19 protein-coding genes, 1 tRNA gene and 1 pseudogene are annotated in these 20,490 nt (G+C 43.9%); 12 read left to right on the top strand and 9 right to left on the bottom strand.

Annotated features, from left to right (window positions below; all coding sequences use genetic code 11):
- Positions 1–51: 51 nt before the first annotated feature.
- Positions 52–573 carry a hypothetical protein gene (locus tag KGF70_RS02865; protein ID WP_225367058.1) on the bottom strand — a complete coding sequence of 174 codons (522 nt, stop codon included), beginning with the start codon at positions 571–573 and terminating at the stop codon, positions 52–54.
- 109 nt (positions 574–682) lie between these two features.
- On the opposite strand from KGF70_RS02865, the gene KGF70_RS02860 reads away from it, so the two are divergent.
- Together KGF70_RS02860 and KGF70_RS02855 are read left to right on the top strand one after the other, a co-directional pair.
- Positions 683–970, top strand: coding sequence for a hypothetical protein (locus KGF70_RS02860; RefSeq protein ID WP_050340250.1), 288 nt, complete (start codon positions 683–685; stop codon positions 968–970).
- A gap of 53 nt (positions 971–1,023) precedes the next feature.
- Positions 1,024–3,291 (top strand): excinuclease ABC subunit UvrA, encoded by a 2,268-nt coding sequence (locus KGF70_RS02855; protein ID WP_216768202.1) that lies wholly within the window; start codon positions 1,024–1,026, stop codon positions 3,289–3,291.
- Positions 3,292–3,359: 68 nt separating this feature from the next.
- Here the strand turns inward: KGF70_RS02855 and KGF70_RS02850 are convergent.
- A tRNA-His gene (locus KGF70_RS02850) sits at positions 3,360–3,432 on the bottom strand.
- 405 nt (positions 3,433–3,837) lie between these two features.
- Between KGF70_RS02850 and KGF70_RS02845 the strand changes: the two genes are divergently transcribed.
- Together KGF70_RS02845 and KGF70_RS17720 are read left to right on the top strand one after the other, a co-directional pair.
- Complete coding sequence (locus KGF70_RS02845; RefSeq protein ID WP_216768201.1) at positions 3,838–9,855, top strand: BspA family leucine-rich repeat surface protein; 6,018 nt, start codon at positions 3,838–3,840, stop codon at positions 9,853–9,855.
- A 54-nt stretch (positions 9,856–9,909) separates the two neighbouring features.
- Entirely contained in the window at positions 9,910–13,740 is a 3,831-nt protein-coding gene (locus KGF70_RS17720; protein ID WP_367114989.1) for a bacterial Ig-like domain-containing protein, read from the top strand.
- Between the two features lie 466 nt (positions 13,741–14,206).
- Here KGF70_RS17720 and KGF70_RS02835 read toward each other — a convergent pair whose 3' ends face one another.
- The 6 genes and pseudogenes from KGF70_RS02835 to KGF70_RS02810 form a co-directional block, all read right to left on the bottom strand.
- Entirely contained in the window at positions 14,207–15,343 is a 1,137-nt protein-coding gene (locus KGF70_RS02835) for a site-specific integrase (RefSeq protein ID WP_216768199.1), read from the bottom strand.
- Positions 15,344–15,462: 119 nt separating this feature from the next.
- A pseudogene (locus KGF70_RS02830) lies at positions 15,463–15,548 on the bottom strand.
- Positions 15,549–15,585: 37 nt separating this feature from the next.
- Positions 15,586–16,284: a hypothetical protein gene (locus KGF70_RS02825; protein WP_216768198.1), complete on the bottom strand. Its 699-nt coding sequence runs from the start codon at positions 16,282–16,284 to the stop codon at positions 15,586–15,588.
- 8 nt (positions 16,285–16,292) lie between these two features.
- Positions 16,293–16,679, bottom strand: coding sequence for a hypothetical protein (locus KGF70_RS02820; RefSeq protein WP_027822123.1), 387 nt, complete (start codon positions 16,677–16,679; stop codon positions 16,293–16,295).
- 57 nt (positions 16,680–16,736) lie between these two features.
- Positions 16,737–17,015 (bottom strand): hypothetical protein, encoded by a 279-nt coding sequence (locus tag KGF70_RS02815; protein ID WP_015380505.1) that lies wholly within the window; start codon positions 17,013–17,015, stop codon positions 16,737–16,739.
- A 9-nt stretch (positions 17,016–17,024) separates the two neighbouring features.
- The gene (locus KGF70_RS02810; protein WP_033609542.1) at positions 17,025–17,363 is read right to left on the bottom strand and encodes a helix-turn-helix domain-containing protein; all 339 of its coding nucleotides are present in this window, start codon (positions 17,361–17,363) and stop codon (positions 17,025–17,027) included.
- A gap of 262 nt (positions 17,364–17,625) precedes the next feature.
- Between KGF70_RS02810 and KGF70_RS02805 the strand changes: the two genes are divergently transcribed.
- Genes KGF70_RS02805 through KGF70_RS02790 form a run of 4 tightly spaced genes read left to right on the top strand, consistent with a single transcriptional unit; the run spans position 17,626 to position 18,965 of the window.
- Positions 17,626–17,814, top strand: a complete 189-nt coding sequence (locus tag KGF70_RS02805) for a hypothetical protein (protein ID WP_044431044.1) — start codon at positions 17,626–17,628, stop codon at positions 17,812–17,814.
- A gap of 34 nt (positions 17,815–17,848) precedes the next feature.
- Positions 17,849–18,556 (top strand): Rha family transcriptional regulator, encoded by a 708-nt coding sequence (locus tag KGF70_RS02800; protein ID WP_044431040.1) that lies wholly within the window; start codon positions 17,849–17,851, stop codon positions 18,554–18,556.
- An 11-nt stretch (positions 18,557–18,567) separates the two neighbouring features.
- Positions 18,568–18,777, top strand: coding sequence for a hypothetical protein (locus KGF70_RS02795; RefSeq protein WP_050339257.1), 210 nt, complete (start codon positions 18,568–18,570; stop codon positions 18,775–18,777).
- Positions 18,778–18,791: 14 nt separating this feature from the next.
- Positions 18,792–18,965: a hypothetical protein gene (locus KGF70_RS02790; protein WP_003638300.1), complete on the top strand. Its 174-nt coding sequence runs from the start codon at positions 18,792–18,794 to the stop codon at positions 18,963–18,965.
- Here the strand turns inward: KGF70_RS02790 and KGF70_RS02785 are convergent.
- A complete protein-coding gene (locus tag KGF70_RS02785; protein WP_021336779.1) occupies positions 18,962–19,153 on the bottom strand; it encodes a hypothetical protein in 192 nt (63 codons plus the stop codon). The genes KGF70_RS02790 and KGF70_RS02785 overlap by 4 nt on opposite strands.
- 92 nt (positions 19,154–19,245) lie before the next feature.
- Between KGF70_RS02785 and KGF70_RS02780 the strand changes: the two genes are divergently transcribed.
- The 4 genes from KGF70_RS02780 to KGF70_RS02765 all read left to right on the top strand — a co-directional run bounded on the left by KGF70_RS02780 (position 19,246) and on the right by KGF70_RS02765 (position 20,489).
- Positions 19,246–19,575 carry a DUF771 domain-containing protein gene (locus KGF70_RS02780; protein WP_216768197.1) on the top strand — a complete coding sequence of 110 codons (330 nt, stop codon included), beginning with the start codon at positions 19,246–19,248 and terminating at the stop codon, positions 19,573–19,575.
- An 88-nt stretch (positions 19,576–19,663) separates the two neighbouring features.
- Positions 19,664–19,903: a tagatose-bisphosphate aldolase gene (locus KGF70_RS02775; protein WP_216768196.1), complete on the top strand. Its 240-nt coding sequence runs from the start codon at positions 19,664–19,666 to the stop codon at positions 19,901–19,903.
- Positions 19,904–19,914: 11 nt separating this feature from the next.
- Positions 19,915–20,079: a hypothetical protein gene (locus tag KGF70_RS02770; protein ID WP_216786410.1), complete on the top strand. Its 165-nt coding sequence runs from the start codon at positions 19,915–19,917 to the stop codon at positions 20,077–20,079.
- Positions 20,080–20,081: 2 nt separating this feature from the next.
- Complete coding sequence (locus tag KGF70_RS02765) at positions 20,082–20,489, top strand: hypothetical protein (RefSeq protein ID WP_065674637.1); 408 nt, start codon at positions 20,082–20,084, stop codon at positions 20,487–20,489.
- The last annotated feature ends 1 nt before the right edge of the window (position 20,490 follow it).

Below are 20,490 nucleotides of genomic sequence, written 5' to 3'. Positions count from 1 at the left end.
AATATTGCGCAAATACATTGTTTTCTATCAAATTATTTATAAAAAGGTTGATTAGCTGACCTTGCTATGGGTCGTTTGCCGGATGCAAGTTAGGAATAAGTGGGCCATTGCTTGCTGGTTAATGACTAACTGGTGATTATCCGTGAAGGCGTATAACGGGACTTGGTCGGGTAGATCAGTCGCGTGGTGCTCACTGACCGGAATCAGGCAGGCCAGTTTGGTTTTATCATGGACAAATTGGTGGGCATCTTCGGGTGCCGATTTGATCGTTAATGACGCGAGCACGTGATAACCGTTGGGAACCAAGTGGCGCGCGTGTTTGACATGCACACCGTGTAGCCGGGAACGTAACTGGAGCCCGGTCGTGGTCGTCAATTGCAATGCTTGTTTCAGTTCAAGCAAGTAGGACTGTTGGTTATCGATATTTTTCAGTCGAATCTTGAAGTGACCGAATGGAATGGCGCGGTCCTGTGCTTGGACAGCTAAGGTGTGTTGTTCGGCCCGCAGTTTCGACTTAACGGGCTCGAAAGTATACTGTTGTAAAAGTTGTGTTGCTGTTTCCAAAAATATCACTCCCTAACCTTTAACTTAGTCCTTTAAAAACGGATGGTCAAATAATTGATTACGTTTGCTAGTCACGGGGTTTTCAAGTAGAATTGATGTGATAGGGGGTTGGGATAAAATGTTTATGACAACTGGTGATCTACAACGGTCACACATGATTAAAGGTGTTGTTTCTGTCACCAAGCACCTGATGTTCGAATCTGATGGTGTCGACCAATTTGAACGTTTCGATGATTTGATTGAACAAGTCAAACCATTGTTGCTGAAAAAAGCCGAAGAACAAGGTGGCGACGGCCTTATTTACGTGAACTTCAATACGTCCGTTGCTCAGATGAGTGTGGCGCCCCGGTTCCTAGTCGTTACGGGCTACGGGACGGTCGTCAAATTAGTGGACGAATCGGTTTGAGGCGGAGGATCTGAAAATTCAGGTCCTTTTTTGATTTGAGAGGGGAAGATTAGATGAGCAAGCAACCATTTGAACATGGGGCAATCGAAGTCTTTGACGCGACCCAAAATAATTTGCAACACGTCAGTCTCCGGGTCCCCAAGTATGCCACGACGGTCTTTGTGGGACTGTCCGGTTCCGGAAAATCGTCGCTAGTCTTTGATACGATTGCGGCGGCGTCACGACGCGAACTGAATGAGACGTTTCCGAGCTTCACGCAGCAGTATTTACCAAAGTATGGGCAACCGCATGTCGGCCACATCGAACATTTGCCGGTCGCCATCGTGATTGCCCAGCAGCGTTTGGGTAAAAATGCCCGTTCGACACTAGCGACTTATACCGGGATTTATTCCTTATTGCGCCTGTTATTCTCGCGAGTCGGCCAACCGTTTATCGGCTATTCCGACACGTTCTCGTTTAATCTACCACAAGGCATGTGCCCGACCTGTCAGGGCTTGGGATATGTCGACAATATTGATGAGCACCAATTGATCGATCCCGAAAAATCACTTAATCAGGGTGCCATCACCTTTGTGAGCTTCGCACCCGACACGTGGCGCTGGCGGCGTTATGCAACTAGCGGCTTATTCGATAATGACAAGCCTATCAAGGATTATACCGCGGAAGAATATGACTTGTTAATGCACGCGCCCCAACAAAAGCTCGACCATCCCGGTGCCGGCTTTCCAAGAACGGCGCTGTACGAGGGCGTTGTTCCGCGCATCAAGCGGTCGATTATTGGCAAAAAGGAAGCGGAACACCATCGCGATGCCATTGCGGCGGTGGTGACTCGCAAGCCGTGCCCCGACTGTGGTGGGTCCCGTTTGAAACCGGTCGTACTGACCAATCACATCAACGGCGTTAACATTGCGGAAGTGAGTGCGATGGATTTGAAGCACGTCCTGGCTTTTTTGCAAACGATCGACGCCCCGCTCGCACAGGATATCGTCCGTGAATTAGCAACTAAAATTCAGTCGTTGGTCGATATTGGCCTAGGCTATTTGACCTTGGATCGTGGCACCAGCTCGTTGTCGGGTGGTGAGGCGCAGCGTATCAAGATTGCCAAGTATCTGACCAGTGCACTCGTCGACATGGTCTACATTTTAGATGAGCCGAGTGTTGGGCTGCATCCGCACGACATTCAACTAATCAAGCAGGCACTCAATAAGCTCAAACAAAAGGGCAACACGATTCTGATCGTGGAGCACAACCCCGCGATGTTTGCCTTAGCGGATTACGTGGTCGAAATGGGCCCACAAGCTGGCAGTGCCGGTGGACAAGTGACCTTTACTGGGACGTACCCAGAATTATTGGCTTCGGATACATTGACTGGTCACTGGTTGCGTCAGCCACATCAGTGGGGCATCGAGCGGCCAGTTAAGTCGACGCTGGCCTTAACGCACGTGAGCGAAAACAACTTGCAAGATGTCAGCGTTGACGTGCCATTGGGCGTGATGACGGTCATTTCAGGTGTGGCGGGTTCAGGTAAGAGCTCGCTAGTGACTGCTTTGAAGCGGCAACTAAAGACCGACTACATTGACCTAGCGCAAACCCCCGTGGGCCTCAATATTCGTTCGACGCCCGCCACGTATTTAGGTGTTTTGGATGCGATTCGCCAATTGTTCGGTAAGGCTAATGGCGTCGCGACCAGCTGGTTCAGCTACAATGGTAAGGGCGCTTGTCCGCGGTGTAAAGGCAAGGGTGTGACGATCACCAATATGGCATTCATGGATCCCGTCGTTCAGACCTGTGAGTTGTGTCATGGGCAACGTTATAATGAGACTGCGCTCAGTTACACCTATCTGGGCAAAACAATTGCGGAAGTACTGCAATTATCCGTGACTAAGGCGCTCGAATTCTTTGCGGATACGGCCAAAGTTGCCGCGCCGTTGAACAATTTGGTGCGTGTCGGTTTAGGCTATTTAACGCTCGCCCAGCCGCTAACGACCTTGTCCGGTGGCGAGCTACAGCGCTTGAAGCTGGCAATTGAGCTTGGTAAACAGGGGACGGTCTATTTATTAGACGAACCGACAGCGGGACTGCATTTGCAGGATACCGAACGGCTATTGAAGTTATTTGCTGAGCTGGTCGATGCGGGCAATAGTCTGATTATTATCGAACACAACTTAGCAGTCATCAGTCAGGCAGATTGGTTGATAGACGTCGGCCCAGATGCTGGGCGGTATGGTGGTCAGATTCAGTACAGTGGCACGCCGCGAGACGCCGTAGCAGTCAACGGCTCACGGACCGGCGCGGCCCTGAAGGCTTGGATGCAAGCTTGAAGTGAATCATGAAAATAAATGTAAACAAAAAGCACGCGCAAAATAAATTGCGCGTGCTTTTTTAGAAGGGCGGTAGGTGGGAATCGAACCCACGCGTGCCGGAGCCACAATCCGGTGCGTTAACCACTTCGCCACTACCGCCATCACGTTAACTTTTCGCCAACATATCTAGTATACACTAAAATGCTGGGGTGCATAGTGTTTTTTCTGGATTTTTGAAAATTAATGTAAATGGAAGTGGCGCCAAGTGATGAGCATACGGTGGTGAGTCTGGGGCTGATTGAATGAGCCAATGGTTCTATGCCTGTGATGCCGCGACTCTAAGACCTTCAAATCTAAGTGAGCGTGCTCAAAATGGGGCGTAATCATTGATGAAAAATGAGTGAGTAGTTGCCACAGTTCAATAATGTTTGTGTTAAATAATAAGAATATAAATAATAATCGTTGGAATCGTTTTCATTCATCGATTAACGCGGTATACTATCAGTGGGTAGAATTATATGAACATCATGTTTTGATAATGGTAAACCTTTGGAGGGGCAATTCATGAAGAATAATCAGGAATACGTAATGATGGCAGCGCGTAAAAATCGGCGCTTTTGGCTTGCAGCGGGGACGGCGTTGTTAGTATGGCAAGTCAACAATCAAACGGCTCAGGCTGATGTCCAACAGACGCCGACGAGTAGTGCTGATACGACCGTTGTCACTGCTAATGCGACAGCAGCGTCGAATGTCGTTCAATTGCAGAGTGGCGCTAAGAATAGCACGAAGACGACATCGACAGCTGAAACAACTAAGTCCGAGTCAACGAGTCCACAACAGGCTGGCAGTGATTCGCAAGCCACGTCAGCGAGTGGGACTGCTAGTTCGGCCGCAAAGACTGTCGCGTCTGGTCAGGCTGCTTCAGACTTGACCACGAATGCGGATAATCGTGCTAAAAGCGAAAGTACAACACCGTATACAGATGGTAGTAACGCTGTTGAAAATAAGCAAAATACCACCGCTGTGGTAACGAGTGCAGACAAAGCAGCAACTGGGTCACAGTCGACTACTGAAACCGGTACGACACCAGCACAGTCTGTTGAAACCGATAAAGCTGGTTCTGCCGGCGATTCAGTGCCAGTTGATTCAGCCGCGAAAGCTGATCGAGTTAACGATACAAGCCTGTCTAACGATGGTTATGACGCGGTTGGTACAGACGTCAATAGCAGTCAACCTAGTGAAACCGACAAGACTGGAACGGATGAGACAGGATTATCCACAGATGGAATCGGCTCGCAGACTGTGACCGATGAGAGAACCAGTGCGGGACTCACTGCAGATTCACTCAGCAGCTTACAGCCAAGGTTAGCCCAAGTTCAAGCCAGTTCGTTGCAGTTGGATACCGTGGATGCAGCGCCAACCGTAGCGCAGGATTATGCTGCCTGGGATGCAATCACTGATACGACCCGCAAAGGCATCATGGGGACTTCTGAATGGTGGATCGATGACAGCGATAATACGTTGCACTTAGGGGCTGGGCAATTGGCGGATGCTAATGTTCAGTTTGATGATAATGCCGAAGTGACAGATTGGGGCAATGTGGGCTGGGGCCAATATGTAGAAGCGCATAATGCAAAGTTGACGCTGCTGTTTGAAGGCAGTGTCGCTGTTGGGGCTAATGCACGTGGGCTATTTAATGGGTTAACTTTTGACCTGAGTAATGAAGAGTATCCGAGATCGTTTTTTTCTCAGATAAGTGTCAAACAAACGACGGATATGTCCTATATGTTTGAGCGAGTGACGTTTATGGCGTCCGGGGTGTTTCTAAATGATTGGTATAGTCTGGCTGACTCGGTAAATGCCTCACATATGTTTGAAAACGTCAAGTGTATTGCGAATGCTAGTCAGTATGATAAACGAGTGTTAGTCGCACTTCCATTTCTCGCGAACGCGTATTCTGATACGTCTTACATGTTTAATAATAGTGGGTTTTCAAGTATTGCTATGGCGTCAGATGCCTCTGATGCTTCTAAACTGACGAGTCAAGTGACGAGCATGGCGTACATGTTTAATAATTGTACGCAACTAATGTCACTTGACCTAAGCAAATTTGATACGCACAATGTTACAGATATGTCCTATATGTTTAATGGCGATGAAAATCTGGGGAAACTGGTGATTAGTACCTATTCCCCCAATAATCCTGACCAGACTTTTGATACCAGTAATGTCACTAATATGTCGCACATGTTTACGCGGTGCGATGCATTAGGCAACTTAGATGTTAGCGGCTTTATCACCAGCAAGGTGACTAATATGTCTCATATGTTTGACTATTGTTATGCGACCACATTAGACGTTGCAAATTTTGATACGAGTCAGGTCACTGATATGCAAGCAATGTTCAATGGTGCAGTCCATGTGAAGACACTAGATCTGAGTAACTTTGATACACATTTGATCACTAATATGGATAATATGTTTACAAACTGTGAAAGTTTAACTAGCCTGATATTACCAACGCACTTTGTGGATCAGCAAGTGACGAGTATGAAGCAGATGTTCACTAATTGTGCGACACTCACAAGTATTGATCTTGTAGATGATTTTGATACCCGTAATGTGACCAACATGGATCAATTGTTTTCTGGTTGTCAAAAGCTGACCAGCCTAGATGTCAGTCAACTTGATACGAGCCATATAACAAACATGGCAGATTTCTTCAATGATTGTGAATCCTTAACAAATATTGAGGGTCTTACACATCTAAACACGGCTGCAGTCACAACGATGGCCAATATGTTCAGTAATTGTCGTTCGTTAACGGCACTTGACCTGTCAAACTTTGAGACCAGTCGGGTGACTACGATGGCCAACATGTTTAATAATTGTGCCTCGTTGCCTGTGTTAGATGTATCAAGTCTTGACACTAGCCAGGTCGTGAATATGGCCAATATGTTTGCTGGCTGTGCAGCATTAAGCGCACTGGATACAACGCCATTGAAGACAACTACTGTGACTAACATGTCAGGGATGTTTAAAGGAGACCGAGCACTTGTTTCATTAGACATTAGTAAATTGGCGACTAGTCAGGTCACAACGATGAGTCACATGTTCGAAGATGTGTTTGCAGATCAGAAAGTGCAATCATTTACGGGGCTTGAAAAGTTGGATACGAGCAACGTGACAGACATGTCCTATATGTTCGCAGGTTTCTTTTTGCCAGTTGCAATGTCGTTGAACCTTGTTAATTTTGATACTCGTAAAGTGTTGAATATGCAAGGAATGTTCAAAGGTTATGTTAATTTCAAAGATGACTATTTAGGTTATCTGCAAACAGGCAATGTGACGGATATGTCCTATATGTTAAGCGGCCTCGTCAATCATACTCAATTTGCTTGGTCTAATAATTTAGACACGCACAGCGTGACAACCATGGCTTATATGTTTAGTGACTCACCGGATATGGAAACGTTTGTCTGGAAGCAACAATTAGGTATGGATCAAGTTACAGACATGCAAGGGATGTTTGCGAATAATATCGCTTTAGTCAATGTCAATTTTGAACAGTTTGACACCAGCCAAGTGACGGACATGACGGCGATGTTCAGTGGTGATACTCGCTTGGAAAGACTGGACTTGACCAGTTTCGATACCAGTAATGTCGAGCACATGTACAAAATGTTTTATTTGGATAGTGCGCTCAAAAATTTGAATCTTTCATCGTTCAGTGGTGAAAAACTGCAGTTTAACTATGAGATGCTGTATAGCATGTTTGGATTGTTTAATTTGCTATTGGTTGAGGATAGTGATGGTAATATACAAGGAGGGCAATATCAGACGTATTTAAGCACATTGATACTTGGCTGTAAAACAAGACTCTCATTGCCTAAGCCAACAAGTGTCTTGGGTTGGTTTGATTCATCTAAAGCTAGTAAAGAGGAAATACAGGAAATACTTGCAACTTATCCTACAGCTGAGGCCTTTGAGGAAGTACTTGTAGCGAGTGGCCTAAAGCCGAATTTACTTGTAAGTGCATATTTAGCACCGTCTCAAGGATTCGATGGTGTTTGGATCAACAATGCCACCGCCGAGACGCTCACCTCAGAACAGCTCATGGCTCGTTACGATGGGACCAACCCGCTTGCAACTGCTGCCACCTGGACCTGGCAAAATATTCTGGGCAAGGATTTGCAGGTGATTAGTGGGACGAACAGTACTTGGGCACCTAAAGATAGTCTCGCTGGTTTGATTGATACGAGTAAGACGATTGATGATTTAACAACCACGGTCACGGACGCAACGACTAATCAAACTTTAACGTCGAGTCAGTTAAATGCGCTATTGCAACAGCCAGCTCATTCGGGTGAATATCAAGTTGCTTATCAGTATATTGATGGTGATGGGACCAAACAGATTTCCGTACCCGTTACACTATCATTGGTTGCTAATCAGAGTCTCATCACCGCTAAGGATTCGGTCTTACAACTAGGGACGATGTGGACTGCGGCCGATAACATTGCTTCGCTATTGGACGCTGACGGGTCGGTCACTGATTTAACCAAGGTCAATGGTGTTGTTAGTGTTAATGGAATTGAAAACGGTACCGTGGACACAGCGATTCCGGGCGTCTATCAAATTGATTATCAAATAACTGACAGTACTGGCACAGTACGGACGGCCACAGCCACCGTGATTGTTAACGGGTTGACACTTAAAGAAACGCAGGTCAACGTTTCAACAGATGACCGGTGGGATCCGCTGACTAATATCGACAAGGCGATTGATGATCAGGGTAATGAAGCTGCGGTTGAGCTGACGATTATGGATGCGAGTGATGCAGAAGTCGCCAACATCAAGAAACCGGGAACTTATCAACTCAACTATCACTTTACGGATGCGCATGGTGAACATACTGCGACCGCAGCGGTTAACGTTAAGGCTGATGAGAATCATGCTGATTTGCAGGTTAAAGATAGTCGCGTTTATCAATTCGGCACTTGGAACCCAACGGACAATTTTGTGTCAGCAATGGATTCCGATGGCGAAACGCTGGATATTTCGGCTCTGAGTGTTACTGGTACGGTTGACTTGAATCAGGTCGGAAAATACACTATCACCAATCAGTTTACTGATCAATTCGGCGTTGCGCATTCGGCACAAGCTACGGTTGAGGTGCTGGAAAATCAAGCGGCAATTAGTGTCGATAACAACAGTGGCAAGCTCTATGCACACGGTGTTTGGAATCCAGATAGCGTTGTCGTCACAGCAACTGATGTGGATGGTACCACGGTTGAAGCTACGAAAATTAAATGTAGCGGAACAGTAGATATGACTACACCTGGCGAAAATAAATTAACCTACAGTTTCGTGGACGGCCTTGGAAAAGAACACAGCAAGAACACTACGGTAACGGTTCTAGAAAATCAAGCGGCAATTAGCGTAGATAATAACAGTGGCACGCTGTATGCCAACGGTATTTGGAATCCAGACAGTGTTGTCGTGAACGCAACTGATGTGGATGGTAGTACGGTCGAGGATGCGAGAATCAAGTGTAGCGGAACAGTAGATATGACTACACCTGGCGAAAATAAATTAACCTACAGTTTCGTGGACAGCCTTGGAAAAGAACATAGCAAGGACACTACGGTGACGGTGCTGGAAAACCTGGCTGGCATCAAGGTTAAATCAACCACTGAAAGCTTCCGGATTGGGGCAAAATGGTCGGAGGAAAATAATTTTGACAGTGCGACAGATGTGGATGGTACCTCGGTTGACTTATCTAATGTTGCTATCGAGAGTACTGTAAATTCGGAGGTAGTCGGCCAATACAAGGTTACGTATAGTTTCACAGACCAACAAGGCCAACTCCGAAGCATTGTTGTTCCAGTTGAAGTACTAGCAAACCTAGCCGATATCAGGGTTAAGTCAAAGACGGAAAGCTTCCGAATCGGTGCAAAATGGTCGGCAGAAGATAACTTTGATAGTGCGACTGATGTTGATGGTACTCCGCTTGGCTTATCTAATGTTGATGTCAAGAGCACGGTAAATACGGAAGTGGTCGGTCAGTACAAGGTCACATATAGTTTCACTGATCAGCAGGGTAAGCTTCGAAGCGCTGAAGTTCCGGTTGGAGTGCTGGCAAACTTGGCCGGTATCAAGGTTAAATCAACCACTGAGAGTTTCCGAATCGGTGCAAAATGGTCTGAAAAGGATAACTTCGATAGTGCGACCGATGTTGATGGGACACCTATTAATTTATCTAATATTGATATTGAGAGTACTGTAAATTCAGAGGTGGTTGGTCAATACAAAGTCACATATAGTTTCACTGATCAGCAAGGTAAGCTTCGAAGCGTTGAAGTTCCAGTTGAAGTGCTGGCAAACCTAGCTGGTATCAGGGTTAAATCAACCACTGAGAGTTTCCGCATTGGTGCAACATGGTCGGAGAAGGATAACTTTGATGGTGCGACAGATGTCGACGGGACGCCAATCGATTTGGCTGATGTAGATATCACCAGTACAGTTGACCCGGAAAAAGTTGGTCAATACAAGGTCACATATAGTTTCACAGATCAATAAGGTGAGCTTCGAAGCGTTGAAGTTCCAGTTGAAGTACTAGCAAACCTAGCTAGTATCAAAGTTAAGTCAACGACAGAAAGCTTCCGCATTGGTGCAAAGTGGTCGGAGGAAAACAATTTTGACAGTGCGACAGATGTGGATGGTACTCCGCTTGGCTTATCTAATGTTGATGTCGAGAGCACGGTAAATCCAGAAGTGGTTGGCCAATACAAAGTCACATACAGTTTCACAGACCAACAAGGACAACTTCGAAAGGCTGATGTCACGGTTAATGTACTAGCGAACTTGGCTGGTATCAAAGTCAAAGCATCGACTGAAAACTTTCGGATTGGTGCAAAATGGTCTGAGAAGGATAACTTTGATAGTGCGACAGATGTTGATGGAACGCCAATTGACTTAGCTGATGTAAACATTATCAGTACAGTTGACCCGAAAGCAGTCGGCCAATACGAGGTCACATATAGTTTCACAGACCAACAAGGCCAGCTTCGAAGCGTTGAAGTTCCAGTTGAAGTGCTGGCAAACCTAGCTGGTATCAAAGTTAAATCAGCGACTGAAAGTTTCCGTATTGGTGCAAAATGGTCGGGGAAGGATAACTTCGAAAGTGCGACGAACGTAGATGGTACAGCGGTTGCTCTATCTGATGTAGACGTCACCAGTACCGTTGACCCGGAAAAAGTTGGTCAATACAAGGTTACGTACAGTTTCATAGACCAACAAGGGCAGCTTCGAAAAGCTGAGGTTACGGTTGATGTCCTGGCAAACTTGGCCGGCATCAAGGTCAAATCAACGACTGAAAGCTTCCGGATTGGTGCAAAATGGTCGGAGAAGGATAACTTCGATAGTGCGACCGATGTTGATGGGACACCTATTAATTTAGCTGATGTAAATATCACCAGTACGGTTGACTCAACAGCAGTTGGCCAATACAAGGTCACATATAGTTTCACTGATCAACAAGGTAAGCTTCGAAGCATTGAAGTTCCAGTTGAGGTACTAGCAAACTTAGCAGGTATTAAGGTCAAATCCACAGCTGAAAGTTTCCGCATTGGTGCAAAATGGTCTGAAAAAGACAACTTTGATCGTGCGACAAATGTCGATGGTACACCAGTTGATTTGGCTGATGTAGACATCACCAGCACGGTTGACTCAAAGGCAGTCGGTCAATACAAGGTCACATATAGTTTCACGGACCAGCAAGGCACAGTGCAACAAGTAATCGTACCAGTGAATGTGTTGGCAAACTATGCCAATTTGCGACTTAACCAGACTGAACTTAGTTTTCGTGCAGGAGATAATCGCTGGCAACCTGAAAGCAATATCGCGGCAGCAACTGATATTGATGGTCGTGCCATTGATTTAGCCACCATGCAGATCACGAATGCGGTTGATTCAACAACGCCTGGGACGTATTTGGTCAACTATGCTTTCACGGATTCATTCAATCAGACGCATCGTGCAACAGCGACGGTAACGGTCTTGGACAACTTAGCAGCGCTAACAATGACGCAACAACACGTTACACTTTACCTGGGCAATCGTCAGTGGCAACCGGAAGATAACTTTGGCGGTGCTAAAAACGTCGATGGCAGTGCAATCACGTTTGACCAGCTACAAGTTCTCGGTCACTATGATTTAAAGGTAGTCGGTGATTATGAATTAACGTACCAATTCACTGACCAGTTAGACCATTTGCGGACGGCCCAGTTCACGGTGACAGTTGCTGAAAATCAGGCGACGATTGTGGTTGAGAAGACAGCGGTTACATTGCATGTTGGTGATACTTGGGAACCGATGATGAACTTCGTGAGTGCCACTGACATGGATGGCCAGGCGATAGCTGAAGATCGCATTTCGGTGAATGTGACAAAATTAAATCAGCGCTTGCGTTTGATGATGATGCGGTCACGCGCACTACCAATCGTTGATACAACGGTGGCCGGAAGTTATCAGGTCAGTTATCAGTTCATCGATGGTAACGGGAACTTGCAAAAATTAGCCACAACAGTCAGTGTGTTACCAAACGAGTCCGCACTGAAGTTGGCTGCAAACGATATCACGTTCTATGCTGGTGATGAGTGGCAGCCAATGGCAAACGTGGTCAAAGCGACGAATGTTGACGGGACACCCGTAACGGCAGACCAGCTCAGGATTTCTGGGAGCGTTAATCCAAACGTCGTCGGTCAGTATCGCGTTTTATACAGCTTCGTTGATCAGCAGAATAAGCTGCAGCAGGCGGTAACGACCGTAAACGTATTAGCTAACCAGGCGGCACTTTTGCTAAAACATGATCAGGTCGCACTGACGGTCGGTGATGAGTGGCAGCCATTAGCTAACTTACAACTGGCCCGTGATGTGGATGGGCACGAAATTGCGTCAACTGATTTAGTCATCGATGGGCAGGTTGACACAGCAGCTCCAGGGACGTATCAAGTCCGTTATCATTTCACGGATATGCGAGGCCATGAGCAACAAGCAGTCGCGATGGTCACAGTCGTTGAACCAATTGTTGTTGATCAGGCGTTATTGCGTTTACACGCGGAAACGGTGACTTTACGTGCTGGCGCAACTTGGGCGCCATTATCAAACGTGGCTGAAGTGCTAGATTCTGACGGTAGCGCCCAGACGAGTGAGCAAGTGAGCGTGCAGGGCACTGTCGAGTTGAATCAAGCCGGCAAATATCTGTTAACGTATCATTTCTTAGACCAACTTGGTCATGACCATAGTGCAACGGCCACGATTATTGTATTGGAAAATGAGGCCAGTCTTAAATTGCGGACGACAGCAGTCACGCTGAAAGTCGGCCAGAAGTGGGATGCAACTGCTAATATTTTAGCAGCAACCGATGTGGATGGTCGTTCAATCAACGAAGCAGTTGTTATTACTGGTGATGTCGATTGGCGGTGCCCAGGAATTTACCAGCTCACTTACGAGCTTGTGGACCAACTAGGTAAAATGCATTCAGCGAAGACAAAGATTACGTTGATTGCTGCTGACGATGGTTCAGATAACCAGGGCGGCAACGGCAATACGGATAATGGTTCGGGTAATCAAGGCGGCAATGGCAACACGGACAATGGTTCAGGTAACCAGGGCGGCAATGGCAACACCGACAACGGTTCGGGTAACCAAGGCGACAACGGTAATACGGATAACGGTTCGGGTAACCAAGGCGGCAATGGTAATACGGGCAACGGTTCGGGTAACCAAGGCGGCAATGGCAATACCGACAACGGTTCCGGCAACCAAGGCGGCAATGGTAATACGGGCAACGGTTCGGGTAACCAAGGCGGCAATGGCAATACCGACAATGGTTCGGGCAACCAAGGCGGCAACGGTAATACGGACAATGGTTCAGATAACCAAGGCGGTAATGGTAACACGGACAATGGTTCGGGCAACCAAGGCAGTAATGACGATGCCAACAATGGTTCGGGTGACCAAGGCAGTAATGACGATGCCAACAATGGATCGGGTGACCAAGGCGATAATGTCAATATCAACACTAATTCTGACCACCAAGGCGACAAGGCTGATGATAATGCAGTATCTAACGATAATTTAAATACAGATCATCAAATTGATGCTGACACAATCCATGACGCTGACAACAACTCAGGGCAAAATGAGGTTGCGAAGCCAAATACTGTGAGCCATGAGAACGGTGCTAATGCAACGGTCGCAAAACATCAATCAGTAACTACTAACAGTGTGAAATCAACGACTAACACCAAAACAAACAAGCAACCTAGTGTTGGTTCACCCACACAATTACCACAAACGGATGAACACAATGCAGGTACCACGAATTGGTGGCCTTGGTTGGGCATTGCGCTTGCCGGACTAATTACAATGGTCAAGCCAACCAAGAAGAAGGAAAAGTAACTCACTTTAATCAGTATTAGTACAAGAGGTCGCAACCCTGCGCATTCAGGGTTGCGACTTTTATTATACAATTTATTGACTGTTTGCTAGGCAAGGGCGAGACTAAATCACAAACCATTTATCTAAGGCAAGAAAGTGAAGCAAATCAGTGATGCTAAAAAGAGATGGATGCTTACAACTCTTGATCTTACATTATCTATTCATTGATGCAATCCGGTGTTGAACGTGTAAAAACTATTTTTGTACTAGTATTTTTCATGCAATATAAAAATAGGAATCTCGCTAAACGTTGATTTAACGGGATTCCTACTTTTGAAATGTTCTCTTATGACTAATTATGCCCCAGGCAGACATAGCTAATACTGTTATAACAGTATTTTGAAGACATCAGCGACAAGCAAAGACAAATTTGAAAAAACGCGTTTTTTTCGAATTGCTGTTTATGCAACTAAATGGATATTTATTATCAAAAATGAATACTAGTTTTCGCTTCTTTTTCAGTCTGTGGGCTATTAAAAAGTTTGTCTAAGGAACCAGAAATTTTTTCATCTGAGCGTGCTTTATACTCATCGATTAGGTATGCGTATATCCGGGACGTGGTGCCAATATCAGAATGACCAAGACGTTTCGATATAATGTATAGGTCAATGTTCTGAGAGAGCAGGAACGCAACGTGAGAGTGCCGCAGACTATGAAAGTGAAATCCTTTTCGTGTGATGCCCAATGCTTTTAAGTCAGAGCGTAGAACTTTATTAACGCCGTTAGAGGTTGGAATGTCATGGGCAACGTTCTCAAATACCATTTCTCGGTTATTTGCCTTAAGTGCTTTCAGACTATCTAAAAATTGTTTGTTAACACGGATGGTTCTATTTGAGCTTTCGGTTTTAGTTGGCTTGAATCCACCACCTTCAACATAGTTCCATGATTTATTTATTGAGATAGTATTGAACGTGAAATTAATGTCTTTCCAAGTTAGTGCCATGATTTCTCCTAATCGTGCCCCGGTAAAGATGGCAGTCATGATCATGTATTGTGACGTGTAACGAGGATTGAGGTGATTCTGTACATAAGCTGTTAGTTGCTTAATCTCAGCTAGACTTAGGTAATCAATCTTAAGACTACGATTTTTATCATAAGTGATAATTACGTTATAAGTGAAGTCAGTTTCAACATCTTTTTCAAAAACAGCATTGCCAACACAAGCTTTAATTAAATTGTGCAGTTTCTTAACTGAATCTTTCGCATGATTTTTACCATATTGGTTTATGAATTTTTGGTAATCCCTACGAGTAATATCTGCAATACGTGCATGAGCAAAGTAATTTTCTATTTCAGTATGGACTAATTCATATCTACGAGTCGTGATATAGGCGAGATTAGGCTTGCGGTACGTCTCATACCACGAATAGAAGTACTTAGAGAACTCAATAGATGGCTTCTTTTCTAGTTCACCAGAAAATTTACTAACTTCGAATGAGTTAGCAAATTCCTCTGCGTCTCGTTTACGGGTGAAGGTTTTTCGTTTACTTAGGTAGTTTCCTGCATGATCTCTATACGAAATTCTTACTAGGTAACCTTTTTTCACACGTTTAATTTGTGCCATAATAAATTACTCCTTGTGATATACTAGAAGGGCAAAAGGGTGCAACAGTCCCGTTAGTATTTATTCAAGTTAAGCACATCCATCTTCTTGGCGGGAGTGGATGTGCTTTTTTGTTACAACGCGAGCGGCAGGAGTCGAACCTGCATCTGAAAGTATCTAGTCAGCAACTCAAAGGAGTACTATTCTACCGTTGAACTACGCTCGCATGTTGCCCGCTAGGCTGGTAACGGGCTAAAAACATTTTACATATTTAACGTGATATCGAAGGTCTTATCAGAATTGTTATCATCCATATTATCGGTGTCATAATTGGCATCAAACTTAAACCTTATACTTTTTAGTGACGAAGTGGAATCTAAGCTCTTAACAGGAATGGTTACATTTCCAGATTTTGTAGCACCTTTGGCGATGTCACCGTCCCACGATTCTAAAGAATCTGCTTCATGTTGTTCACCGTTACTATAAATTGCCGTCCCTTGTGTTGGATAGATGGATATGTCTCTAGTAGGCGAAATTACAAAGTGAATACGAACAAATCCAGAAGCTTGGAAAGTACCATCATTTGCTGATTTATATTTATACGAATGGGATAATTTGTAGACCGTTACTTTATCAACTTTAACAGTGGCTGCGTTCCATGATGTATCTGAATAATTAATTTTATACGTCTTTTCATTTGCTACATTGTATGAATCATAGTCAACGCTGATAGTTTTTGAAGCTGTTGCGGCAGGCTTAGTTTCGGATGTCGTAGTTTTGTGAGCAGTTGCTTTTGAACTGGTGGTCGTAGTTTTGGAAGAAGAATCATCTGATCCGCCGGTAAACGCAGCAATTCCAAAAATTACTAGAATTACAACTATAACCCAGATCCACCATTTCTTGTACCATGGTTTCACTGCTACATAAGTATTCCCGTTTTCATCTTGAATTTTTTTAGCCATTTCAGTCCCTACTTTCTAATAAGTGCAATAATCCCAGTAATAATAAACATGATTCCGCCAGCAATACCGAAATCTCCACAAAGTAATAGTAGGATAATGCCGACAACGATTATTGCCCAGCTAAATAAAGTATGCTTTTTGTTTAGAAAGAAGACAAAAGAAAAAGCGAGAACTGATAACAGGATTCCTAGAACTAGTTTTCCTGTATAAATACCACCGCCACCGAAAGCATCGACAAACGCAGCCGCTCCAAAACCAGATGCTAGCGAGATGACGGAAACAATCATACTAACTACAGATAAAACTATTTCTATAGTCCTTTTTCTGACCTCATTATTTGATGGGCTTACCATCTTATAGGTTTGACCGTCTGCTCCCTTTATTTTTTTTGACACAACACAATACCTCCAATAAATTTCAGCTTTTACCGACATCCGTATCTGGTCTATAAGTTATCCAAACATAATATTGAAACTCCGTATAGATTGCCTATCAGCATATCCTTCAGCACGTAATACTTCCACTAATCTTGCGTTTGTTAGGTTGCCGCTATCATTTTCGTAGTGTGAAGCCTCATGTAATGCTGTTTTAAGCCAATCAATGTCATCTTGAAGAGTATTGATATAGACGTCAGTGCCGACGATACAGCCATGATAGTGTGGATTGTTGACTTCGATACCCCAAAATTTAAGTTGTGGATACATATCTTCAATCTTTTCCAAGTCTGTCATACCGGTCACCTACAGTCTACGACGAAATTTCATTGCTTCCTTGACCATATTTATTATGGCCTGACGTTCCTCATCTGATATGTCTGGGTCAATAGAGTAGGCAATTAATTTTTGATTCTTTGTCAAGTTATCAGATGAAGTGGAGGGCTCTGGGTTATCTGTATTACCTAATAAGTAATCAACAGAAACATTTAGAACATCGGCAACGGCTTTGACCTTGTCGACAGAAGGTGTTTTTGTTTTCCACGAATAAATAACATTCTGTTTAAATCCCACTTTTTCGTTTAATTGGGCAAGGGTTAACCCTCTCTTTTTAGAGATTTCTTTTACTCTATCAAACATTGTCATAATGGTATTTCTCCCATGTTTGACGAACAATAAATAAACTTTAGTTATAAAATGGTTGCAATTATTAAACTATAGTTGTATTATTAGTTCATCAAGTAATCAAGCAACAAAATACACGCCTATCAAAACAATAACTTTGGCGAGGAATTGCGGTAGTAGTTGGTTTTGAATTGCTTATTTAATATGCCTTAATATTAAACTATAGTTTAATTAAAGTCAATAATACTTGATAAATTACTTTACAAAAAAGGAGATGTTTTTATTGATTGATATTGAGCCTGGACGTAAGGCGGTTAGAAAATATATGACAGAAAAAAGTATTACTTATCGTATGGCCGGAATATTGTTTGGCAAAACTCCGCAATGGATTCAACAAGTGGTTAGCGGGAAAGCAAAAGGGCCAGAAGCTACTGCACTAATTATTAGTATGATTAACGAATTTGGAATATAAGGTTAAACAACCAGCATAGAAAGGAATGACCCACATGAATGATTTAGTAATTATGAAGAATAAGCAAGCTGTTACTAGTAGCTTGCAAGTGGCAGAGGTATTTGACAAGCAACATAAGCATGTTATGGAGGCAATCCAAAACAAACTGGACTCAGCCGAAAATTCGGCTCAGTACGATTCGATGTTTTCCAAGGGATTTTATAAAGACCGAAGTGGTAAATCTAATCCAATGTATTACATGAACCGTGACGGGTTCAGTTTCATTGCTTTCGGGTTTACAGGTAAAAAGGCGGATGCGTTCAAGCTCAAATACATTGAAGCCTTCAACTCTATGGAAGAACAAGTGAAATTGCCAACATCACCACGCGAGATTGCAAGATTGGCACTGCAAGCCAATGAGGAAACGAATCAGCGCCTGGATAGCGTGGAGGGCGATGTGAAAGACCTCAAAGAGAACCAAGTTATTCCTAATCCTGAATATAGTGCGCTTAACCGGCGTGTTAATCAGCGCGTGTCGGAAGTTGCACATAGCTATGGCCATATCACACAGAAACAACGAGGCGAGCTGTTCAAAGATATCGGCAGTGGAATCAAGAAGATTGCTAACGTGAGTGCTCGGTCAATGCTACGCAAGAAGGACTACCAGATGGTAATGGACTTCATTAATGATTGGGAGCCGTCTACAGCAACTAAGACGATTATTCGGCAGACGTCACTTCGATTCGACAAGGAGCCAGCATAGGAGGTAAAACAATGGAATTTGAAAATGTACGTGAAGCACTGAAATTCTTGCTTGAGTATAACGATACGATGTTGAACCCTAACCTTAAATCTCGGGTTAACGGTGGTAAGTGGGAGCCGAGCACAGTTAGCGAAGTTCAAGCGACGAACTACGACGCTTTAGCACAAGCAGCGGACATGCTTGGTATGAGCGACCTTTACTTAAATGAACAGCCAGCATAGGAGGCGAAGCAAATATGAGTAAATGGGACACGCGAGCATTTTTAAAATCTGATAGGTTTTCAAAGGCCAAATCAGAAATAGAAAAAATCCTGTTTAGCAATGATCTGTCGTATAAGGAGGCCTTTCAGCTAATAGGCGCTATCCAATCAGATCTTGAAGCCAAACAGGAAGAAGAAAAGGTTAATTAATCGGGAAAGCGTCCCGAATAATGTTCGAGGGCATGCTTATAGTTATCTTCGAATATTTCGATTCCTAATCGAGCATCGTACGTATAGTGATGAGATTTAGCCTTATCTTTTTCTTCAGCAATATCTGAAATGGTCATGGCTTGAGCGGCATATAGTGCCATTTCATGTTCGCGATGAGAGCTTTTCATATTTATCACCTCGATTAATTGGAATAAGTCAAGTATACAACTAAGCCAGCATGGAAGGATTAGCAATATGAAATTAGAAAGGAGACTCTATTATGCAAGCATTAAAAGTGGCAACAGTTCCGATGCACGTTAAAGATATGGATCAATATGTATTAGTTGATGCAGATACGTATAACAAGTTGCTGGATCAGACTATGAATGGCCGTACTTGGACTATGGCAGATTTACGAATCTGGTGCGGTAACAAGTCAATTGATTGGTTGAAAAAGAACATACTTGAAAATCCTAAGTACAGTCGTGAGATTGGACGTATGGAGCAACAAGGTCAAATAATTCACAGGGGACGTGGCAGTGCCTGGAAGTTTAAGGCTAGCGTGATGGCTGACTTTTTGGAATCTCATTGGGAGGAATTGCCATGGTAGAAGTAGCAGTATTAACTTGGGCGCTAACATCCGTATGGTACAAGCGCCGGGAGATTAGAAACTGGTTTGGAATTTAGGGGGAAACAATATGTATGAAGAAGACATTGAGCACGCGTTAAGAGCACGTAAGTATAACGCGATTCGTGCAGACGAACGTGAGCTGATTAATGCTATCACTTACGATACAGATGGAATCATTAAGCGGCGCCCGTGCTTTGGCTATTCAGAAGAATTTATTGGCGAATTGCAGGAACACGATATTAATGTCTGCGAGCCAGATGGAAATCCTGATGAGAACTGGACGTTTACATTGCCACCAATGTATTAGGAGGAATGATCATGCAAAAAGTATCAATTTTACCAGTTAACGAATGGAAACGAGCGCAAAAAAAGCCATCGCTAGTAGCGGCTAACGATGGACTAATGGAAGAGATGCTTAACACCAACATCTACTCTATTCTAAAGCAGTCTCGTTTGCAAGTGCTAAGAAAGCGAGGACGGTAGTTATGACATCAATAGATTACGGCAAATTTATTAGCTTAGATTCGAATGGACTTGGGAGAAGAAGGACTCCATTTCCATTGGTTTCAATTAGTTCCAATATTATGGCTTTTAATGCTGCTGCAAGCGATGTAATAAATGACAAGGCATTTAAATATGTTACTTATAAGTATTATCAAAACCAATTATTGTTAGATCTTCAAAAATCAAAATCAGATGGATGCTACCGACTTTATAAACATAGTAGTTCCTTACAATCCAGCTTCAGGGCAGCCAGTACACAACTGAAAGAAAATACGGATTCCATCGATACTGATTTATATAACTACCAATACAAGCTGCTGCTGGAACCAGATGGCCATCATGTAGTCATTGACTTGGCACAACCATATATTAAAAAAGCTATAAAGTGAG

Origin of the sequence: Lactiplantibacillus sp. 7.2.4 (assembly GCF_018991185.1) — a bacterium.
In the GTDB taxonomy this organism is placed as follows: Bacteria; Bacillota; Bacilli; order Lactobacillales; family Lactobacillaceae; genus Lactiplantibacillus; species Lactiplantibacillus pentosus.
This window is presented reverse-complemented; position numbering and strand designations above follow the sequence as displayed.

Excerpts from the sequence above, each read along its gene's own strand:
- KGF70_RS02860 (WP_050340250.1), top strand. The coding sequence starts at position 683 with ATGTTTATGACAACTGGTGATCTACAACGGTCACACATGATTAAAGGT.
- KGF70_RS02855 (WP_216768202.1), top strand. The coding sequence starts at position 1,024 with ATGAGCAAGCAACCATTTGAACATGGGGCAATCGAAGTCTTTGACGCG.
- KGF70_RS02845 (WP_216768201.1), top strand. The coding sequence starts at position 3,838 with ATGAAGAATAATCAGGAATACGTAATGATGGCAGCGCGTAAAAATCGG.
- KGF70_RS02835 (WP_216768199.1), bottom strand. The coding sequence starts at position 15,343 with ATGGCACAAATTAAACGTGTGAAAAAAGGTTACCTAGTAAGAATTTCG.
- KGF70_RS02825 (WP_216768198.1), bottom strand. The coding sequence starts at position 16,284 with ATGGCTAAAAAAATTCAAGATGAAAACGGGAATACTTATGTAGCAGTG.
- KGF70_RS02815 (WP_015380505.1), bottom strand. The coding sequence starts at position 17,015 with ATGACAGACTTGGAAAAGATTGAAGATATGTATCCACAACTTAAATTT.
- KGF70_RS02810 (WP_033609542.1), bottom strand. The coding sequence starts at position 17,363 with ATGACAATGTTTGATAGAGTAAAAGAAATCTCTAAAAAGAGAGGGTTA.
- KGF70_RS02800 (WP_044431040.1), top strand. The coding sequence starts at position 17,849 with ATGAATGATTTAGTAATTATGAAGAATAAGCAAGCTGTTACTAGTAGC.
- KGF70_RS02795 (WP_050339257.1), top strand. The coding sequence starts at position 18,568 with ATGGAATTTGAAAATGTACGTGAAGCACTGAAATTCTTGCTTGAGTAT.
- KGF70_RS02790 (WP_003638300.1), top strand. The coding sequence starts at position 18,792 with ATGAGTAAATGGGACACGCGAGCATTTTTAAAATCTGATAGGTTTTCA.
- KGF70_RS02785 (WP_021336779.1), bottom strand. The coding sequence starts at position 19,153 with ATGAAAAGCTCTCATCGCGAACATGAAATGGCACTATATGCCGCTCAA.
- KGF70_RS02780 (WP_216768197.1), top strand. The coding sequence starts at position 19,246 with ATGCAAGCATTAAAAGTGGCAACAGTTCCGATGCACGTTAAAGATATG.
- KGF70_RS02775 (WP_216768196.1), top strand. The coding sequence starts at position 19,664 with ATGTATGAAGAAGACATTGAGCACGCGTTAAGAGCACGTAAGTATAAC.
- KGF70_RS02770 (WP_216786410.1), top strand. The coding sequence starts at position 19,915 with ATGCAAAAAGTATCAATTTTACCAGTTAACGAATGGAAACGAGCGCAA.
- KGF70_RS02765 (WP_065674637.1), top strand. The coding sequence starts at position 20,082 with ATGACATCAATAGATTACGGCAAATTTATTAGCTTAGATTCGAATGGA.